Below are 19,254 nucleotides of genomic sequence, written 5' to 3'. Positions count from 1 at the left end.
TTTTTATATGATTTTCAATTTACTATCGTAAGGGGGATAAAAGCTAAACTTAAGATAAAAATACATTTAAGTGTAAATACTTGAAAGTTATTGCACCTTATTAGCGACCTTGAATAATAGGGTAAAGGCAATGAATTGGGTGGTGACCTTTTAGGAAGTTTGACTACCAATCAGAAAAAGGTGGCCAACGTATATGAGGCGGCTTCCTCCGAAAAAGTTCAAGAGAACTTAGAAAGAAGCATACAAAAACAAATGCTTTTACTCGATGATTTTTTGGTACGGTTACTATAAAGCTGGTGTTACTTATAAAACATTGAACTACAATTCAAAACAAGATAAGTTTTTCTGGACAGTGCCAACCCTTATGAAGCCATATGATTTCACAGACCATGTAGATTATGAGAGAAACGGATTTAATTAGTAGATGGTAAATTTTAACTAAGCAACAGTAGAAAAAAGAGGCATATGCCTCTCTTTTTATTCTTCTCTTGCGTCTTCTCGTGCTTCAGCTGGGTCGGTATACTCTGTATCATTTATGATATAAGTCTCTAAAAGAACTTTATCTTCATCCCGGTCGTAATAATAATAGTAACGTCCCTTATCCCCTTTTACCGTAATCAATACTAACCAGTTTTTATCACCCTGTAGATTAGCTGTGACTGATTGCATCTCAGTAATATCAGATTCAGAATACCCTTCCTCATTTAAGAGATAGTTTTTAACTTCTTTCCTGGTTACGTAGTGTTTTCCTTGAACATAGGCTACTGCACCAGCTATTATAATAACGATTGCAATCAAGACCCTGATTAAAGTTTTCTTGCTCACAAAACCACCCTTTCCTAATGAAATTAAGCAAAAAAAATTTAGCCTTATTTTACCACAATAGAAAATAATTAGACATTACTATTTTGGTAGGATATTCTAATCAATTACTCTTCTGTGTCGACTTCCACTTCTTTTTTAAAGAAGACTTCTCCTCTGCTGACTGCAACAAATTCCTAGCCACTTTTTCCTTCTTCATTTAGCTTATGTAAGTCTAATGCAGAATAATGTTCTTCTTGCATTTTAAAGAAGGGAACTTTCTTATATTCATACTTTTTCATTAAGTTTCAATCCTTGCTGCTTATTTAGAGAAGGTAGACTTTTAGTAAACATTTTAAGCAGCAGGTACTGTACGCCTTAGTATTGTTTAAAGCGGAAATAAAGAAATGAACTTTGATTAGTAGAACAATAAACTATGTATTGGTAGCAAGGCAGCTAAAGGGAACTCAATTGAATTATAAAAGAGATAGGGATATGGGAAGGTAGTCCATAAGTACTTAAACATATGTTTAAATTTTTTAAGAGAGTAGTATTTAACGGGTGCTACTCCTATTTAAATTAACATGGTATTATTTTCCTGTGTAAATAATAAATATTTATAAACTATATAATCATAAGGTGGGAAATAGATGACTTCATTAATTTTTGATAGAGATTATTTAAAGTCTCTTTTTGCTGGAGATAAAGAAAAGAGGGTTAGTAGAATAGAAGATTCTCTTCAAAGGGAACATGAATATTCTTTTAATAGACAAGATATAATACAAAAAAAATTGAAGTCTATCCCCCAATCTGATAAAGATGAAACAATTATTACACTCTATACCTTCGCAGCCCTTCAAAAGGGTGGGAATAATGGGTGGAAAGATATACTAACAAAATGCTATCCAAGCGAGTCATGGAACATAAATAATACAAAACTATTGTTAGAGCGAGCTATTTCACCTTCAAAGAATATGCAGAATAGATTAAGAAGTCGGGCTCTTTCTAATCCAGTCAGGTATATAAGAGAACAATGTAATTCTGAGAAATTGGTCGAAGGAAAAACTAATTTTGATGCTTTGTTAGAAATCAATAATGATAAGAAGATTTTCTTCGAGTGCAAATATACTTCTGATATATCGTATCAAACAACGTATATAACTGATAGAAACCAAATAGCCAGATGTATTGAAGTAGGCTTGGAAGCTGTTGGCTATAATTTTTATTTTGTATTAGTTACTCCTAAACGTTACAGGGAGTTTCCAGGAAATAGATTGTACTATTTTAAAATGAGGCAATATCAAACTGACCCAATGGTACTTGCTAACGATATACCAACCATTTCAAATTGGTGTCATGAAGAACTAGTCAATCTTATGAAACGTATTAGCTGGATTACATGGGAAGATTGTTTTAGCAGCATTCATAAAATGAAATTCTTAACACCTTTTGAATTTAATTCATTAAGAGTATTCTATAAAGATAGAAGCATACTCCCTTGAAAATGACTATTGTATTTTACTTATTCGGTTATTCATAGTTAAGGGACATTGTACTCGAATAAAATGTTTGAAAAATCTGTTTGTAACTATTTATATTAGGAGAGAGTTACATGGAAAATGAAATTAAACAATTAGAAATGCAATTTCACAAGGATATGTTGGGTATTTATGAAAATGCAAAGAAAATAGGTTACAATGCTTCGAGGTTTAAACAAATGGTTGCTAATCAAGGTGGGTTAAATGTAGCAAAGAAGTTTATTAATAATAATGAACCTTCCGAAGGATTTACAAGTTTATGGGAACTGGGAAGATTAGATTTAACTGTAGAAGTATTAATATTAAATCAAAAATATCATGATTTATTTACTATAGAAGAAAGACGTATTGTGAGGACTAGATTAGAAGAGTATGGTTTTGAGATTAAAGATGAATATAAAGAAAGAGTGCATGAACAGATAGATAAACAAAATCATACTAATACTTGGATATTTCAAGGGAATCCAAAAGTATTTGATGTAGATAATTATGTTCAGAATAATAAGTATATCTGGTGGTCATTAAGACAGAAACATTTTAAAGAAAATATTAAATTAAATGATATTGTTTTCATATGGAGGTCAGATGGCTACGTAAAAGAAAGTGGAGGTATAATAGCTAAAACAAAAGTAGTAGCTCTACCTACAGATGAAACAGATGATGAGGGAGCCAAAGAGTATTGGCATACTGAAGACTGGAAAAATCCCTACCTTTCAGTCAAGTTAGAAGTTATTGAATTTCGCATAGAAAAGGATAAGGGATTTATTAATAGATTATCTCTAAAAGATAATCCTATTCTTTGTGATTTGTTAATATTAAGACTCCGTCAGCAAACAAATTATTTATTATCAGAGGAACAAGCAGCCGAACTAAATAATTTATGGGATTCTAAAAATAAAGCTATACATAGTTTTTCATGGCAAATCACTCCAACTAATATTGCCATAAAACATCTTGATAAGTCAGCGTTTCTCCATAACGGAACGGGTATACCTAAAGAAATAAGAGGCTTTTTTAAGGCGGGCTCCTTAGAAGTCGGTAAGAAGATGGAAATCATTTTAATGTATAAAGAAATGCCTTTTGATGCTCATATAGAAATGGATTTCCATAATAGAACAAGATTGATTTGGAATATGGATTTTTCAAAAATAATAAGAGGGGTATATAAAGAAGTTTATATCAAATTTAAACATAATGAAGAAGTACTAGAAGATGAACGGCCTCAATTGTATTTCGAAAAGAGTATAGATAATCAATATAAGCTAAGCTTTGAAGAACCTCTGTCTTTAAAACAAGTTCAAGAAGATGTAGAGGCAGAAATTCTAGAAGAAGGAAACGATGACAAGTTCCTTAAAGAAGGAAAAGTTATAGAGTACTATGGAAAGCGATATGAGAGAAATCCACAGAACCGCAAAAGAGCTATTGAAATGCACGGTTTAAACTGCACTGTATGCGGATTTAATTTTGAAAAAGTCTATGGGGAACGAGGTAAAGATTTCATTGAAGTCCACCATGTTCATCCTATAAGTACTATTAAAAAAGAAATAGAGATAAATCCAGAAACTGATTTAGTTCCGGTGTGTTCTAACTGTCATAGAATGATACATAGGAAAAAGAATGAAGTACTTTCGATAGAGGAATTGAAAGGTATACTACATCACATTTAAAAGTGATTACAATATTAGTGAAAAAATGTATATGAAGAATTAGGGATATGAGCCAATTATTTATAGTGAATAATGGCCTATTGCTTTTTAGAAGGTGGATAATGTTTTTTGATATCTGTATGATTTAGCAGGTAATCAACACTGACTCCATGGAACTCTGCAATTATATACAAAGCTAAAAGAATAATTTTATGTTCCCCTGTCTCATAGAGACTATATGTTCTTTGATTCACAGATAATTATTTTGCCATGTATGGTTGATTTATATCTTTATCTTCTTGCAATGCTCTAATTCGTGAATGTTGCATGTTTACTCCTCTTCGGATTCATTTTTTTAGTATACGATAGGCCTTTAATACTTATTGGATTTTTAGTCGAAAGAGCCTAAAATTATTATTAGAACATAATGATAATTAGGAGGAGTATATTATGGCTTTAATTAGATGTCCAGAATGCGGTAAGGAGATATCAGATACATCTGAAGTTTGTATCAATTGTGGATATAAGCTACTAAAAAAAGACTCACCACTTAAAAACTTAAAAAAGTTTAATAAAAAAATATTTCTTCTGGTTGCAGCAATATTGGTAGTAGTCGTATTGATTTTAACCTTCTTTTTGCAAAGCAGTGCTAAAGGAGAGTGGTGGACTGAAGGTAATTCAATTTCGGCAAGTCTCACCTTAAATTCAGATGGTACAGCAGATATAGTATATTTACGAGGCGAGGATGAATATGATGGCATTTCCAAAGGGATTGTGCTTGCAGAATCAGCTACTTGGGAGCAAGATGGCGAAAAGGTGACAATTACATATATTCCTACTTGGGAAAAGGATTATGATAATTTTAATGTTCATCTCATATATGGGAAAGATGCCGATGGTGATGAGTGTCTTATTAATAGTGAAACAGGGGATAGATATTATCGTACATATGCTTTAGCTGATACTAAATAAAAACAAAAAATTATTAATAATAAACAGTCTTTTAAGATGACATCGATTCATGTATAATTTCTGTCCAAACGAAAGATTTTTAAATGTGAATAGTTATACCACATATACCATAAAGAGAAACAAATTATAAATGTAAATATGCCCTTATAAAGCTTTATGCCGTAACTGGTATAAGGCTTTTAATATAATACATTATCTTCAACTAGGATTGGCAGTTCGGAGTGTAATATAGATTTTTGGAATCCCCGCAAGCAGATTGTGGATTTTTTTATTTTTAGCGGTATATATTATTGAGAAAATATAAGAAGACTGAAATTCAAATCCTGATTTTCAGTCCTCTTACCTTTTCATCGCATATATGTCTATACATCAACTAACATCATAAGCCATTTCAATGAGTCGTTTAGATTTTTCAAAATCTTCATCTTTAAATATGGTCACCTCTAAATCTCCTGTCCCATAATGTCCTATATTTCGAACATCTCGGGTAAAACCTTGCTCCAAGGTAATACTTTCAGGATTTACTTTAAGGTAAAGTAATATTTTTGCGGTTTGCGGGTGTATCTCAACACACGCAAAATTTTTGATGCGTTTAAAGGCAATGTAATGTTTTAGGACTTTCATCTGTACGTCATCACCAAGAACCATCAAAAAAGTTTTTAGTTTTTCAAATCTATCGGTTAGTTCTGTATCTGCTTGTTCTAAATAGTCGGATACAGTTTTAACTTTAGTGTTCCGATTATATGGAGAAGGTAATGTAGCATGGTCGCTAATTTGTATTGTTTGGGCGGCCGTAGAATTAACTAATTCTAACAATAAAAAACCATCTGGATAATGTTTATATTGATATAGCTCAATGTTCCTATTGATTTGTTGAACAGCGTGTTTATCATATTTAGTAAATCCTCCAGCGATACACAGTAAACGAGGGCTACTCCAATCGATAGAGTCTGAATAATCGCTACCATATTTGCGCATAACCATTAACTCAAATTCAGCTTTATGGTCAAGTAACCAATCTAAATAAAATAAGCCTTGGTTAATAACATTCTCATTAATAGACCGTTTATATTCTATTATAACGGGTGAGTTATTTTCGTCGATTCCTAGGGTATCAATACGTCCTGCATGACGTTTTCCTGTACTATGTTCTGAAGCTAAAAAACGCACTCCTAGAAATGTTTCTAAATGTTTTTCAATGATATGTTGTAATGATTTTTCAATTGTAACGGATTGACCTTGTAATTCTTCTACCGCATTATCATTTAATTTAAATAACTTTATATCCCCCATATTTTTCACACTCCTTACGATGTTTATTATACCATTTTCAAATTTTGAAAATTCATGATGACTAAATTTAATGGATAACGATGGAAAGGTTCTTCTTAACTACATTATTAGCTATGGCTGAGATGGAATGAAACTTAATTGTGAAACGTAGAGACAGGAAGGAAGAGCAGTTGAAAAGAAACTGGATATTTTTCAGAAGGAGACAAATAAAAAACACTATAGTTTAAATACTGTAGCTCTGGAACTTCCAAAGAAGTCGAAGAATTAACTGGGATTAAGAAGCAAAATGAGAGAGGCACTATAGTTCTCATTTACACTTCAGATTTGTACATGCATTCGATAATTTTAATTTAATTATTAAATTTTCTTCACACCCTTTTAAGAGTGTAAAAGTGATATAATATAAACTGGTTAATTTTGGATAAGAGAATAGAGTGAAATGTGTGAAGATAAAATAGTGTGTCTTATGTCGAATTATCATCAAATACTAAAATACCTAATCTTGTGATTGGTTTTTCGCAGGAAGATAATTACAATCGTGATTCAGATTTTATTATTATCCATTTTTGTTGAATGAAGAAAATAGTTATCAGCGTGGTAACAAGCAATTTAATAATAGACATTAATAAGGAGAAACATATGAATAATAGAAAAAAAGTGTCTGATGAAATTGAAAATGAATTATTTTTTAAATCAAAAAGAAGATGTTGCATATGTTATTGGTTAGATAATGATTTGGAAGAAAAACAAGGGCAAATTGCACATCTTGATAAAAATAAAAACAATAATAATATTGATAATCTGGCTTTTCTTTGTTTACCCCATCATGACAAATATGACACTAGGACAAGTCAGTCAAAGAACTATACAAAATCTGAAGTGAAAAAATATAGAGAATTGTTATATGAATATTGGGAGGTACAAAGCAAGGTCATAAATAAAGAAAATTACCAAACATATTTACAAGATACAATTAATTTAAAGAATGAGAATCAGATTATTAATAATGATACTATTATTTTTAAAGTATCTGATTTAGATATAGCGGAACCTCAATACGTAATGTTAGAACTATGGAATGAAGGAAAGTATGAAGTGATAATAAATAAAATTATAATGGAAAACAGAATACCTTTTCATTATAGTGCAAATGATTGGGAAATCGCACCAACAAAAGGAGTGGATAATAGTAATATTCTTTCAGTAATTAGATACAAGTACCGTCATATAAATGATTTTGAACTAGAAGTTCAAAAATATATTTATTTAAAATATATGTTTCCAAAGATTAGAGTTAATGCAGAACAACTTTACTCATTTCAATTTGATTTTAGGATTGAAGTGACAATACCATCCAAAGAATTTCAATATAATATACCTGACATTAAAAGAGAGATAGTGAAAACAATATTTTTTAAACACGAAACTGGAGATTGAGAAAAGAGAAATTTGGCGTTCTTTTTCAGTTTTTGATTATCTTTCTTAATATAATATAGATTTTAATAAATAATTAAGTTACGTAATACACTGATAAAAGCCATCATTTACTTGTTTGTTATATAATATATACATAAAATATACGGAAACGGTGATAACCATGAGAAGCAACTTTTCTTTCTTTCGTGGCAAATGGGATGTCCTGGCTAATTTAGGAGAAACAGCGGAGAAGAATGTATATCATGACCCACATACAACCATTATGAAATTAAGGTTGTTTGCGGAGACAGTGGCGAGATATGTGTTAGCATCTGAAAATATTAGAGAGCTTAATGGAACTACCCAAGTAGACCGTATTAATACTTTACGCAGGGAAGGTTTTGTAGAACCAGAGTTAATTGAAATCTTTGATACCTTAAGGCGTAAAGGAAATTACGCAATGCATGAAGGGGATTATGGAAAGACAGAAGATGCAAAAACATTACTACAATTAACCTTTCGATTATCCATTTGGTTTATGGAGGTATATGGAGACTGGGAATTTGAATCACCAGAATATATAGAACCTATTGAGCAAACAAATGTTGATACGGAAAGTTTGCAAAGGGAATATGATGAAAAGGTTCAGAGATTAGAGCAACAAATGGAATCTATTCGAGCTAAAGCAGAATTAGAGCAAGTAGATGCAAAGGACCAACGTAAAAAGAAATCTAAACAGTTTGTACGTAAAAATAAATTAACTGAGGCTGAAACTCGTTTAATTATTGATGAGAAGTTAAGAAAAGCTGGCTGGTATGCTGATAGTACCGCTATTAATAATCAAAAACATGGAACGATGCCAGAGAAGAACCGAAATATGGCTATTGCAGAATGGAAAGTTAAAGGTGGTAGAGCAGATTATGCTTTATTTATCGGCATGGAATTAGTCGGTATAATTGAAGCTAAGGCCAAGCATAGAACTATTCCTGGGGCGTTAGAAAGTCAAACAAAGACATATGCAAAGAACATTATTAAACTGGGGGAAGAAAATTTCTTACCACCAAATAATGAATATAAAGTACCGTTTTTATATGCGACAAATGGGCGCCCTTATTTAAAGCAGCTGCAAGAAGAGTCAGGTATATGGTTCTGGGATTCACGCAAGCCCACTGAGTATGCACGCCCATTGGAAGGATGGCATTCCCCTGCAGATTTAGAGCTTTTATTAAGCCAAGATGACCAAGATGCTAATAATAAGCTAAAAGAAGAAGATATAACAAAGTTTGGCCTTAGACCTTATCAACAGGAAGCCGTTCTTTCGGCAGAAAAGGGTTTGATGGACGGACAAAGAAGAATGCTTATTGCGATGGCTACTGGCACAGGTAAAACCCGAACAGCAATTGCATTAATGTACCGCTTAATTAAGACAAAAAAATGTAGACGTATCTTGTTTCTTGTAGATAGAAACTCACTAGGGAAACAAACACAGGATGCACTGATAGATACTAAAATTGAAGGATTATCATTTTCTGATATTTATGATATTAAGTCATTGGATGATATTGAACCTGAAGTAGCTACCAAAGTGCATATTGCTACAGTACAAGGCATGGTCCGTAGAATTTTTTATAATAAAGATGATAAAACACCTACTATTGGTCAGTATGATTTTATTATTGTAGATGAAGCACACCGTGGTTATACAAGTGACCGAGAGATGACAGAGGAAGAATTGCTATTTAGAGACCAAAATGAGTATATTAGTCAATATCGTCGGGTCATTGACTATTTTGATGCCTCCTGTCTAGGATTAACCGCTACACCTGCTCTCCATACAACTGAAATTTTTGGGATGCCAATTTTTAAATATTCCTATAGTGAAGCAGTGTTAGAGGGATTCTTAGTAGACCATGAGCCTCCCTATTTATTTAAAACCGAATTAACTCAAATAGGTATTACATTTGAAAAGGATGAAGAGGTAGAGGTATATGACGAAGATGAAGGCGAAGTTGTTTTAGAAAAAATGGAGGATACTATTCATTTTGAGGTAGAGCAATTTAACAAACGAGTAATAACAGAATCTTTTAATCGAGTCGTACTCAATAAATTAGTTGATTATATTGACCCTTCAAGTAAAGAGAAAACGTTAATTTTTGCTGCTACAGATGTACATGCTGATTTGGTTGTTCGCTTACTGAAAGAGGCTTATAAAGAGCGCGGTGATGATATAGAAGACGACGCAATTATGAAAATCACAGGATATATTTATAAGCCTAATGATGCTATTAAGCGCTTTAAAAATGAACGATTACCCAATATTGTTGTAACTGTTGATTTATTAACAACAGGGATAGATGTCCCATCTATAACCAATATCGTATTTCTACGACGTGTTCAATCTCGTATTTTATATGACCAAATGCTTGGTCGTGCAACCCGTCTTTGCCCAGATATAGGGAAAACTCATTTTAATATTTATGATGCTGTTGGTATCTATGATAAATTACAAACATATACGGAGATGAAACCTGTTGTAAAGAATCAAAATACTACAATTGGTGAATTGTATGATTCACTTGTACATGCTAACTCGGAAGAAGAAATAAAATATTATCGTGAACAGTTAGTAGCCAAAATTCAACGAAAAAAACAGAGATTAAATGATGAGGGGAAACAAAAATTCGAGGAGCTATCTAAAGGAAGAACGGTTGATGAATGGGTAAAAGAAGTACAATCCTATACACCTGATAAAGCTAGACAAAGTGATATCTTGTTTGATTACTTTGATGCTTATAGAGTTAAGGGAGGAAAACTCTATATTTCTAACCAGGAAGACACAATTAAGGATGTTACTCGTGGATACGGGGAAGGAAATAAACGACCAGAAGACTATTTAGATGGGTTCATTCAGTTTATTAAGGAAAATATTAATGAAATTCCTTCGCTCCATATTGTATGTACAAGACCAAGGGATTTAACGAAAAAAGATTTAAGAGAGCTTATAGTGATTTTGGAGACAAAAGGATTTAAACAATCTCATTTACAGTCTGCTTGGAAACAAACAAAAAATGAAGAAATCGCTGCAGATATTATAAGTTTTATTCGGCAGGCAGCTTTAGGAGAAGCATTAGTAGACCATGAAACAAGAATTAAACATGCGATGCAAAAGGTTTACTCTCTTCACGATTGGACACCAAGGCAGAAAAAATGGCTAGAACGTATTGAAAAGCAGCTTATAAAAATACCTGTTTTAGCCCCAACTCCACAAGATGCTTTTGCCGAAGAACCATTCCGTAGTCAAGGTGGATATAAAGTGTTAAAACGTGAATTTGGTGAAGAGATTGATAAAATCGTAAAAACAATAAACGACAACTTATACATCAGTTAAAATAATGGCCTCTTATTGAGGCTTTTTTGAGTTATAATATAAAGCGTGACTTTAAATTTTAAGGATGTATTGATAAATAATATTTTACTATTTGGAGGAAGAAAATGAACAACCAAGAAATTGTACAAAGGCTTTGGAACTTGTGTAATGTTCTGCGTGATGACGGGATTACGTATCAACAATATGTTACAGAATTAACTTATATATTATTTCTTAAAATGATGAAAGAACAGGAAACTGAGAGTGTCATTCCTGAGGGATATCGTTGGGATGACCTTACGGTAAAAGAAGGGATAGAATTAAAGAATTACTACCAACGGCTATTATTAGAATTGGGTAATAGTGAAAATGAGCAACTCCGCTTAATTTATCATGATGCAGCAACCAGTATTGATGAACCTAAGAACTTAGAAAAAATCATAAAATCTATTGATGCCCTTGATTGGTATAATGCAAAAGAAGAGGGATTAGGAAATCTTTATGAAGGTTTACTCGAAAAAAATGCGAGTGAAACAAAATCAGGAGCGGGTCAATACTTCACACCTCGTGTACTAATTGATGTTATGGTTCAACTTATTGACCCCCGAGTTGGAGAACGTTGCAATGACCCAGCGGCAGGAACATTTGGTTTTATGATAGCCGCTGACCAATATTTAAAAAATAAAACAGATGAATATTTTAGCATTGACCCTCAACAAGCTGAGTTTCAAAAGAAAGAAGCTTTTAGCGGAATGGAACTTGTAAAGGGAACACATCGTTTGGCGCTTATGAACGCACTCCTTCATAATATTGAAGGTCGACTAGAAAACGGGGATTCTTTATCAGGCAACGGTAAATGGATGAAGAACTTTGATGTGATATTAACAAACCCTCCTTTTGGTACAAAGAAAGGTGGAGAAAGAGTCTCACGTGATGATTTAACATTTGAGACTTCTAACAAACAATTAAACTTTTTACAACTTATTTATAATGCTTTAAAGGATGATGGCAAGGCTAGAGCTGCAGTTGTCGTTCCTGATAATGTTTTATTTGAGGGTGGAGTAGGAGCGCAGATTCGACGTGATTTAATGGATAAGTGTAATTTGCACACTATTCTTCGTTTACCTACAGGAATTTTTTATGCTCCAGGTGTAAAAACAAATGTTTTGTTCTTTACAAGAGGAAAAACAGACCAAGGCAATACAAAAGATGTATGGGTATATGATTTACGAACTAATATGCCATCCTTTGGTAAGAGGAACAGGTTAACGATGGCTCATTTTGAAGACTTCATGAAAGCCTATATTGCAGAAGAGCGTTCTAAGATAGAAGACGAAAGATGGAATAAATTTAAAAGAGAAGAAATTGCTAAGAAATATGATAGTCTAGATATTGGTCTGATTGCTGATGAAGCATTATCCAGCTATGATAATCTTCCTGACCCAATTGAATCTGCTGAAGATGCCATTATGAAACTCCAACAAGCAATGAATTTGTTATATGAGGTTGTTGAAGAATTACGTGAAACACAAGAAGTTAAGGTGAATAGATAATGGGGAAGAAAAAGAAATCAGTAGATGAGTTGTTAGAAGAGGCCTTGGTTCCAAAGGAAGAGCAACCTTACGAAGTGCCTGGAAATTGGGTATGGACAAGAATTGAAAATACTATAAAACCGATGGAAACTAGAGAGCCAAAAAAATTAGATGGAGAAGTCTTTAATTATATAGATGTTGATGCGATTGATAATAAAAAACAAACAGTTAGACAAGTAAAGCAAATAGAAATAACTTTAGCACCCAGTAGAGCAAAAAGAAAAGTTTCTAAAGGTGATGTGATTATTTCACTAGTACGACCATATTTAAAAAATATTGCTCATATAGAGGTAGAGGATAATAAATTGGTAGTGTCTACAGCATTTTATGTTTGTACACCTAAAGAAATATTGAAAGCTAATTATTTATATCGCTATCTATGTACTAATTATGCTACTCAATATTTGATTGACCATACAAGGGGAGATAATTCTCCTTCGGTTCGAAGTACAGACTATGAGAAGATGCCAATTCCTATTCCACCTATATATGAGCAAAAACGCATTGCTGAAAAGTTGGAGCGGCTTATAAATAAAATTGATGAAGCAGAGTGTTTGATTAAAGAAGCAAAAGAATCATTTGAAATTCGGCGAGCGGCTATATTGAATAAGGCTTTTCGTGGGGAGTTAACTAAAGAGTGGAGAAAAGATACAAAGAATACTACCACAATAGATTTAAACTCTATTAGCGAAAAAAAAGATGAGGTGTACAAGGCTTTATTACATGAGGCTAAAATAAAAGGTATAAAGAAGCCTGCAAAACCTAAAAAATTCAAAACTGAATTTAATGATGATTATTATCCCAAAATTCCTTCAAATTGGATTTACTGTACTTTAGGTGAAATTGTTTATGATTTTAAATATGGAACTTCTGAAAAAAGTGATTACCTATATAAAGGCACTCCCGTAATAAGAATACCTAATATTGGCGAAGAGTTTATTAATACTTCTGATTTAAAATATTTGAATAATAATGAAACTATGCATATAAATTCTTCTGTAAAGAAAGATGATATTCTAATAGTACGCTCTAACGGTAGTAAAGACCTTGTAGGAAAATGTTCAATTGTGACAGAAAGTGAATCAGAGTTTGCGTTTGCTTCTTATTTAATAAGATTACGACCTATAATGGTTGATTCAAAATATGTTTTATGGCTTTTAAAATCAGAAAATGTTCGGAATCAATTATTTTCAAAATCAAAATCTTCTGCTGGCATAAATAATATAAACACTGAGGAATTAGCGACCACTGTAATTCCTATACCTTCAATTGAAGAACAGAAAGAGATTGTTAATAAGATTGAAAAATTAGTTGCTCTAGAAAGAGATTCTTTATTAGAACTACAAGTTAAAATTGAAGAAATAAAACAATCCATTCTTACAAGAGCTTTCAAAGGTGAACTTGGCACAAACGACCCCTTGGACGAAAATGCAATTGAATTAATAAAAGACGTTCTTAAAGAACAAGTAAATTAATATCTAAAGGACACTCAATGATTATTGGGTGCCTTTTTTTGTAAGCGATGGATATTACTCGCATTATTCTAATTTCATTAATCAAGACTACAATTGATACTAATGACGGAGAAGCGCTTTGTTTTAAATCATTTTCCCCCTGCAAAATCCACTAATATAACGATTAAATCAGTAAAAGAGAAATCATAATAGCACATGATACTTATAAAGGTGCTATCAGTGTATAAAAGTTCGATTTTTCGTCCAAAATGATATTAAAAGTTCGATAAAATATCCAATATACAATATTTGTAATAAATCAATTGGTTATTACTAAAGTAAAAAGAATAGAAAAAAGACCTTGTTGATATGAGGTCTTTTATTAATTGATAACTAACTTAGTATCATCAATATGTTGTGGATATATGGACTTTATCTATTATATCGAATTCATTATCCTTTGGTTAAGTTAATTGAAGTAATTGGTGGTTATTTATACATGATAATTAATTTAATTCGTCTAAGCCATACATAGAAATGATACGAATTTTGATATTAAAATTCTCTTCATGGCTAATAATATTACATTTTTTTAAATGGTCAGCTATCTCTAACATTCTATAAGTATATTCTGTATGTCCATCTGGTGGAAAGTCTGGTGATTCATCGTCTACTTCATCATATAAAGCTTTAACCTTTTGTTTTAGCATAGTATAAAAATTTTTCCCGTCACGTAGACTTTCAATTTCCTCGAACTTAAAAGAGATAATTGGAATATCAGATTTACAGAGTATTTTTTTTCTTTTACCTTCGCCGAATCTCCATTCATATCCTCCTATACCAAGAATAGAAAAAAAGACACCAAAACGTGCTCCTCTAATTGGTATCAACTCAGCAAGCTTTGTTATCATTCCTACATCAATAGATTTGGACTTATAATTTTTGCATTCACACAAAATTTTAGGTCCAATAAAATCATTCATAAAAGATGGACGTGTTTTTTCTGATAAGGTAGCTTCAATATCTGATTCATTATCAGCTGGACGGTTATTAGAAACCACATTTGTATCCTGAAAACGGTTAAAGATAAATACGGCGAGTTCTTCAAGGACTTTTCCTTTTTTCCAATTTAAATCTTTTTTCCAACTAAACGATTTTTTTACTTCTGAAACATATTGCTCAAATTCGGCAAGTGAGGTTTCATCTGAATTTATTGGCTTCCAAAAAAAATTATCGTCTAATTTATCAATGAAATTTGTTAAATCATCGAAAGTATTTATGTTCATTAATAATTTCCTCTCTTAAAACCAATCTTAACATTTTTAAAATCAAAAACATCCCCACATATAGGACATTTCATTTTAGAATTTGCTTTATAAAAATCATCAAATGAATTAAAAAAATATGGATGGTTATAATCTTCATTGATACAACTCACAACAAGTAGCACATTTAATAATCCCTCATTTGTTAAGTCAGCTAATAATAGCTCTGCAAAATCGTATGTTAAATTAACTTTTATAGCCATTATATTTGTTGTTATGACATCATTAGGTCGAAGAGAAAGTAGTTCCATTTTTACTTTGAATAGGATAGAAGGAGGTAGATTGTATTTGTTTTCTATATTCGTTAAGTTTACGGATGACAATATTAACAACCTCCTCTTCAACAAAAGCGTTTGTACCTCTGATTAAATATGAATCTGAGCCTTGTTCAACTAAAAATCTATAACTTTTTTCTGGGGATTTGTATATTATACCAATCAAATCTAAGTCACCATCAGACCTAGAGCGTCTAGCGGCTTGAGCAGCAGAACCATTCAAGCCATCTTTTCTGGATTCAACATTAATAGTATGAGTGATACCATCTGAACGCTGTCGAAAAAGAATGAAGTTTTCATCGTGGTTAGAACCAAATTTTTCAATTAATTGTGCTTCAAAAGATTGTTGTATATCTTGTATAAATCGTGTTAATAAAGCCTGATTTTTTTCTTGAACAATGTCTATTCCAGATTTTTTAAGAAGATTCTCAGCAAAAGATTCTATTTGACCCTGTAAATCAAATAATTGTTTTGTTATATCGGGGTTATTATGATTAGTAGCATCTTCTGCAAGACTATATTATGCACGGGGTATCCATTTAGGAGCAATAATCGTATGCTTACCAACTAATTTTTTGAACTCATTGAAGAATTGAGTTGCAATAGGAGACCAATCATAGCGTTGTTTACTAACCCCGTTAACATTTAGTAAATTGCTAGTAGGATTAATCACAATTTTCAAATCATTACTATCGTCAAAAAGAACACAATGTGCGAAATAGATTCTTTTATATAGTTTCTTAGTGCCATCTAAAAGTGTACCGGTTATTACACAGGGTGCTATATAAGAAAATATATATTCACCTTTTTCATTGTTACGATGTAAACCTACAAGTAAAATTTTATTCAAATTAGGAAGTACTGTTTCTATATCATCGCTAGTATTATCTATATTGAATTCCGATAGTTTATGGTTTATATGTTTATCCCTATTTAAATATATGTTCTGTAGTAACTCTCTTTTTGGTTTGTTATCTAAATTATAAATAAAAGAATAGTTATTACCATCTATTTGATGAAGAGCAAGCCAATCTTCGAATAATTCATCTGGGATTAATGAACCTACCAAATTGGGTTGTTCTATTTCATTTTGTAAGTAATCTATCATATCATTACGAGATGACTTTTTTGGTAAGTTGTATTTATCGAATAAAATTTGAAAATGCCTAAGCTGTGTATAGTTTTTAAGTATTACTTTCACATTTGCCCAATCCAATAGTTTTGCCTCCTAACACTTTATTCTTTTATAATGATAGTAACATATATTAACATATTTATGTGGTATATGGAAATTGATTTACGCTTATGGATTTTAGTCAATAGATAATGAATCAAAATAAATTTGCGTGATTAGGATGATTTTTTATGAAGGATAGGAAGAGTAGAAAGGCTCCTTTATTAAAAAGTGGGCTTGAATTTGAAGAACTTTGTTATGATATTTTCAAGAGTAAGGGTATAAAAGTTCAGGTTTTTGATACCTTTGGAATAGACTTTATATTAGAAACTAGACAGATTGAGAGAGTAGCAGTATATGTGAAATTTTATTTAACTAAGCAACCGAGTAAAGTAATGTTGAGAAAATCCCTTTTTTCTTTAAAAGAATCAGCTACCAAGATAGGTGTAATTAAAAATATATTTATTGTAGGTTGTCCTTTAGATAAAGAAATAAAGTTTGACTTAACAAAAGAATTTCCAAATACCTCAATTCTTGATAGTAACAATTTACTTTTCTTGATAAACAATGATGTCGAGTTAATTGATAGATTTTATAGATTAATGAATGAAATCCTCTTTGATGTTCGAATAGATAGTGAGAAGCCTTTTGATTGTATCAATGATTTTATATTTAATGATATCCCAAATACTTCCTCTGATTACAAAGAAGCATTATCGCTTGGAAATAAATTATATAGGGACTTAAAAGAGATAAGGGCTGGGCGAAATGAATTTTCTTTATATGAAAAAAAGGGAGAGGAAATTTTAAAGTACCTGTTTGACCAGAATTTAAAAGGGTGGCACCCGCAAGTAACAACAGACGATGGATTAAATAGATATGATTTAGTATGTAGAATTCTTCGTGGAAACGAATTTTGGGAGTATTTAATTAATGATTTCCAATCAAGGTATATTATATTTGAGTTTAAAAATTATTCCCAAAAGATTAAACAGACTGAAATCTATACTACAGAAAAGTATTTATTCCAAACAGCATTAAGAAATGTGTGTTTTATTATTTCACGTAGAGGTTTAAGTGATAGTGCTTTAAAAGCAACTGATGGAATATTAAGGGAAACAGGGAAGTTGATTATTGGTCTTGATGATAAAGATTTAAGAGAACTGCTTAATCTTAAAGATACAGGAAATGAACCCTCAGATTATCTGTTTGAAAAAATTGATAATACATTACTAAGATTGTCAAAGTAGACAGAGAGAACAGTCACAATAACCTAAACTATAGACACTATGACTAACCGCCACTAAACCGCCACTATGGAGCTATATTGTTAATGTTATGTTTAAGAAATAAAAGAAAAAACCCTTGATATATCAAGGGTTTTTGGTATGATCCCGACTGGGTTCGAACCAGCGACCCCCACCCTGTCAAGGTGGTGCTCTCCCAGCTGAGCTACGGAATCAAAATACTATTTAATTAACAATATTTAATATAAAGGGTAAGTCAGTTAAAGTCAAGATGAATTTTTGTTTCAGGATCTTTCTTCCATGTAGGCACAAAAAACGATTTATTAAATTTTGGGAGGTACTTAGCCTCTATCCACACTTACTTAATCCTCATAATCTATCTGAGACACTTCAGAGTAAAGCCTGTAATATTTATCACCATAATCTGTCTAATAATTGGCGATATTGAACGCAAATTTTATCATTCGGTTGGTCTTTTTGTGTATATTAAAAATTATAAAATTTTTCTGTAAATTTGTTTGACATAATTTACTAAAGATGATATTTTTAGGATGCGTTAGTTCTCTATAAAGAACTTGCGACTATTGATCTATGAATTATATATAGAAGTTTGAAAGAACAGATTGTAATTTGGATTATATCTGTGACATATAGATGTAATTCAATACAATAATAGGATGAAAAGGGCTCTGTTTTGCTCTTGTTGTTCTAAATAAAGAACATATACATAAGGGGGTGAAGGAATGAAAATTGAAGAATCAGAATCTCCGTTAGATATCGTCATAAATTATGAAGATTTAGCTGATGAATGGAACTGTGCTGAGGAAAAAGAAAAAGGATACTGGGTTCGAGACAATCGTGTTTTATTCGAAATTGATCAGGTAGCGATTTTTGCAGTTGATTCTGGTAAAACAATCAGCATTTCACCACATCTGGATTCAGATCTATGTGTTGGGGACATGTATGGGAGTTATTTTGATGCAGCATCATTTGTTGCCTTTCCATGGGAGTGCCATCGTACTGGATGGTGAAGCGTATGCAATTGTTGGCGAGTCAGGTGCCGGAAAATCAACACTTGCTTCAGCCTTTATGAGTCAGGGATATAAACTGTTAAGTGATGATGTTATTCCAATATGTTTTACCGGGGATTGACC

Annotated in this window: 15 protein-coding genes and 1 tRNA gene; 10 read left to right on the top strand and 6 right to left on the bottom strand. The window is 31.9% G+C overall.

The window, feature by feature from the left end; translation table 11 throughout:
- Nucleotides 1–477: 477 nt before the first annotated feature.
- Nucleotides 478–825, bottom strand: coding sequence for a DUF3139 domain-containing protein (locus FHY45_RS03225; RefSeq protein ID WP_180349920.1), 348 nt, complete (start codon nucleotides 823–825; stop codon nucleotides 478–480).
- Nucleotides 826–1,451: 626 nt separating this feature from the next.
- On the opposite strand from FHY45_RS03225, the gene FHY45_RS03220 reads away from it, so the two are divergent.
- The 3 genes from FHY45_RS03220 (at nucleotide 1,452) to FHY45_RS03205 (ending at nucleotide 4,957) form a co-directional block, all read left to right on the top strand.
- Complete coding sequence (locus FHY45_RS03220) at nucleotides 1,452–2,303, top strand: hypothetical protein (RefSeq protein ID WP_139891390.1); 852 nt, start codon at nucleotides 1,452–1,454, stop codon at nucleotides 2,301–2,303.
- Nucleotides 2,304–2,413: 110 nt separating this feature from the next.
- Nucleotides 2,414–4,006, top strand: coding sequence for an EVE domain-containing protein (locus tag FHY45_RS03215; protein ID WP_139891389.1), 1,593 nt, complete (start codon nucleotides 2,414–2,416; stop codon nucleotides 4,004–4,006).
- Nucleotides 4,007–4,435: 429 nt separating this feature from the next.
- Nucleotides 4,436–4,957, top strand: a complete 522-nt coding sequence (locus tag FHY45_RS03205) for a zinc ribbon domain-containing protein (protein ID WP_139891388.1) — start codon at nucleotides 4,436–4,438, stop codon at nucleotides 4,955–4,957.
- A gap of 369 nt (nucleotides 4,958–5,326) precedes the next feature.
- Here FHY45_RS03205 and FHY45_RS03200 read toward each other — a convergent pair whose 3' ends face one another.
- Complete coding sequence (locus FHY45_RS03200) at nucleotides 5,327–6,250, bottom strand: DUF5655 domain-containing protein (protein ID WP_139891387.1); 924 nt, start codon at nucleotides 6,248–6,250, stop codon at nucleotides 5,327–5,329.
- A gap of 639 nt (nucleotides 6,251–6,889) precedes the next feature.
- On the opposite strand from FHY45_RS03200, the gene FHY45_RS03195 reads away from it, so the two are divergent.
- The 4 genes from FHY45_RS03195 to FHY45_RS03180 all read left to right on the top strand — a co-directional run bounded on the left by FHY45_RS03195 (nucleotide 6,890) and on the right by FHY45_RS03180 (nucleotide 14,100).
- Complete coding sequence (locus tag FHY45_RS03195) at nucleotides 6,890–7,687, top strand: hypothetical protein (RefSeq protein WP_139891386.1); 798 nt, start codon at nucleotides 6,890–6,892, stop codon at nucleotides 7,685–7,687.
- Between the two features lie 160 nt (nucleotides 7,688–7,847).
- The gene (gene hsdR, locus FHY45_RS03190; protein WP_139891385.1) at nucleotides 7,848–11,054 is read left to right on the top strand and encodes a type I restriction-modification system endonuclease; all 3,207 of its coding nucleotides are present in this window, start codon (nucleotides 7,848–7,850) and stop codon (nucleotides 11,052–11,054) included.
- Nucleotides 11,055–11,158: 104 nt separating this feature from the next.
- Nucleotides 11,159–12,586 carry a class I SAM-dependent DNA methyltransferase gene (locus FHY45_RS03185; protein WP_139891384.1) on the top strand — a complete coding sequence of 476 codons (1,428 nt, stop codon included), beginning with the start codon at nucleotides 11,159–11,161 and terminating at the stop codon, nucleotides 12,584–12,586.
- Nucleotides 12,586–14,100 carry a restriction endonuclease subunit S gene (locus FHY45_RS03180; RefSeq protein ID WP_139891383.1) on the top strand — a complete coding sequence of 505 codons (1,515 nt, stop codon included), beginning with the start codon at nucleotides 12,586–12,588 and terminating at the stop codon, nucleotides 14,098–14,100. The genes FHY45_RS03185 and FHY45_RS03180 overlap by 1 nt, the downstream gene beginning before the upstream one ends.
- A gap of 485 nt (nucleotides 14,101–14,585) precedes the next feature.
- Here the strand turns inward: FHY45_RS03180 and FHY45_RS03175 are convergent, their stop codons facing one another.
- The 3 genes from FHY45_RS03175 to FHY45_RS03165 form a co-directional block, all read right to left on the bottom strand.
- Nucleotides 14,586–15,365 carry a hypothetical protein gene (locus tag FHY45_RS03175; RefSeq protein WP_139891382.1) on the bottom strand — a complete coding sequence of 260 codons (780 nt, stop codon included), beginning with the start codon at nucleotides 15,363–15,365 and terminating at the stop codon, nucleotides 14,586–14,588.
- A complete protein-coding gene (locus FHY45_RS03170; protein ID WP_139891381.1) occupies nucleotides 15,365–15,727 on the bottom strand; it encodes a hypothetical protein in 363 nt (120 codons plus the stop codon). Before FHY45_RS03170 ends, FHY45_RS03175 begins: the two co-directional genes overlap by 1 nt.
- A 472-nt stretch (nucleotides 15,728–16,199) precedes the next feature.
- On the bottom strand, nucleotides 16,200–16,895 hold the full coding sequence (locus FHY45_RS03165) for a hypothetical protein (RefSeq protein ID WP_139891380.1): 696 nt from the start codon (nucleotides 16,893–16,895) through the stop codon (nucleotides 16,200–16,202).
- A gap of 149 nt (nucleotides 16,896–17,044) precedes the next feature.
- On the opposite strand from FHY45_RS03165, the gene FHY45_RS03160 reads away from it, so the two are divergent.
- Nucleotides 17,045–18,103 (top strand): restriction endonuclease, encoded by a 1,059-nt coding sequence (locus FHY45_RS03160; RefSeq protein ID WP_139891379.1) that lies wholly within the window; start codon nucleotides 17,045–17,047, stop codon nucleotides 18,101–18,103.
- Between the two features lie 139 nt (nucleotides 18,104–18,242).
- Here the strand turns inward: FHY45_RS03160 and FHY45_RS03155 are convergent.
- A tRNA-Val gene (locus FHY45_RS03155) sits at nucleotides 18,243–18,315 on the bottom strand.
- Between the two features lie 528 nt (nucleotides 18,316–18,843).
- Here FHY45_RS03155 and FHY45_RS03150 point away from each other — a divergent pair.
- Nucleotides 18,844–19,131, top strand: a complete 288-nt coding sequence (locus FHY45_RS03150) for a hypothetical protein (protein ID WP_139891378.1) — start codon at nucleotides 18,844–18,846, stop codon at nucleotides 19,129–19,131.
- A complete protein-coding gene (locus tag FHY45_RS03145) occupies nucleotides 19,079–19,252 on the top strand; it encodes an ATP-binding cassette domain-containing protein (protein ID WP_180349919.1) in 174 nt (57 codons plus the stop codon). Before FHY45_RS03150 ends, FHY45_RS03145 begins: the two co-directional genes overlap by 53 nt.
- The last annotated feature ends 2 nt before the right edge of the window (nucleotides 19,253–19,254 follow it).

The organism is Bacillus sp. D386 (assembly GCF_006346415.1).
This window is presented reverse-complemented; position numbering and strand designations above follow the sequence as displayed.

Bases quoted from the DNA above. Each gene is read 5' to 3' on its own strand.
- FHY45_RS03145 (WP_180349919.1), top strand. From the start codon at position 19,079: ATGCAGCATCATTTGTTGCCTTTCCATGGGAGTGCCATCGTACTGGAT.
- FHY45_RS03185 (WP_139891384.1), top strand. From the start codon at position 11,159: ATGAACAACCAAGAAATTGTACAAAGGCTTTGGAACTTGTGTAATGTT.
- FHY45_RS03160 (WP_139891379.1), top strand. From the start codon at position 17,045: ATGAAGGATAGGAAGAGTAGAAAGGCTCCTTTATTAAAAAGTGGGCTT.
- FHY45_RS03215 (WP_139891389.1), top strand. From the start codon at position 2,414: ATGGAAAATGAAATTAAACAATTAGAAATGCAATTTCACAAGGATATG.
- FHY45_RS03205 (WP_139891388.1), top strand. From the start codon at position 4,436: ATGGCTTTAATTAGATGTCCAGAATGCGGTAAGGAGATATCAGATACA.
- FHY45_RS03175 (WP_139891382.1), bottom strand. From the start codon at position 15,365: ATGAACATAAATACTTTCGATGATTTAACAAATTTCATTGATAAATTA.
- FHY45_RS03195 (WP_139891386.1), top strand. From the start codon at position 6,890: ATGAATAATAGAAAAAAAGTGTCTGATGAAATTGAAAATGAATTATTT.
- hsdR (WP_139891385.1), top strand. From the start codon at position 7,848: ATGAGAAGCAACTTTTCTTTCTTTCGTGGCAAATGGGATGTCCTGGCT.
- FHY45_RS03150 (WP_139891378.1), top strand. From the start codon at position 18,844: ATGAAAATTGAAGAATCAGAATCTCCGTTAGATATCGTCATAAATTAT.
- FHY45_RS03180 (WP_139891383.1), top strand. From the start codon at position 12,586: ATGGGGAAGAAAAAGAAATCAGTAGATGAGTTGTTAGAAGAGGCCTTG.
- FHY45_RS03200 (WP_139891387.1), bottom strand. From the start codon at position 6,250: ATGGGGGATATAAAGTTATTTAAATTAAATGATAATGCGGTAGAAGAA.
- FHY45_RS03220 (WP_139891390.1), top strand. From the start codon at position 1,452: ATGACTTCATTAATTTTTGATAGAGATTATTTAAAGTCTCTTTTTGCT.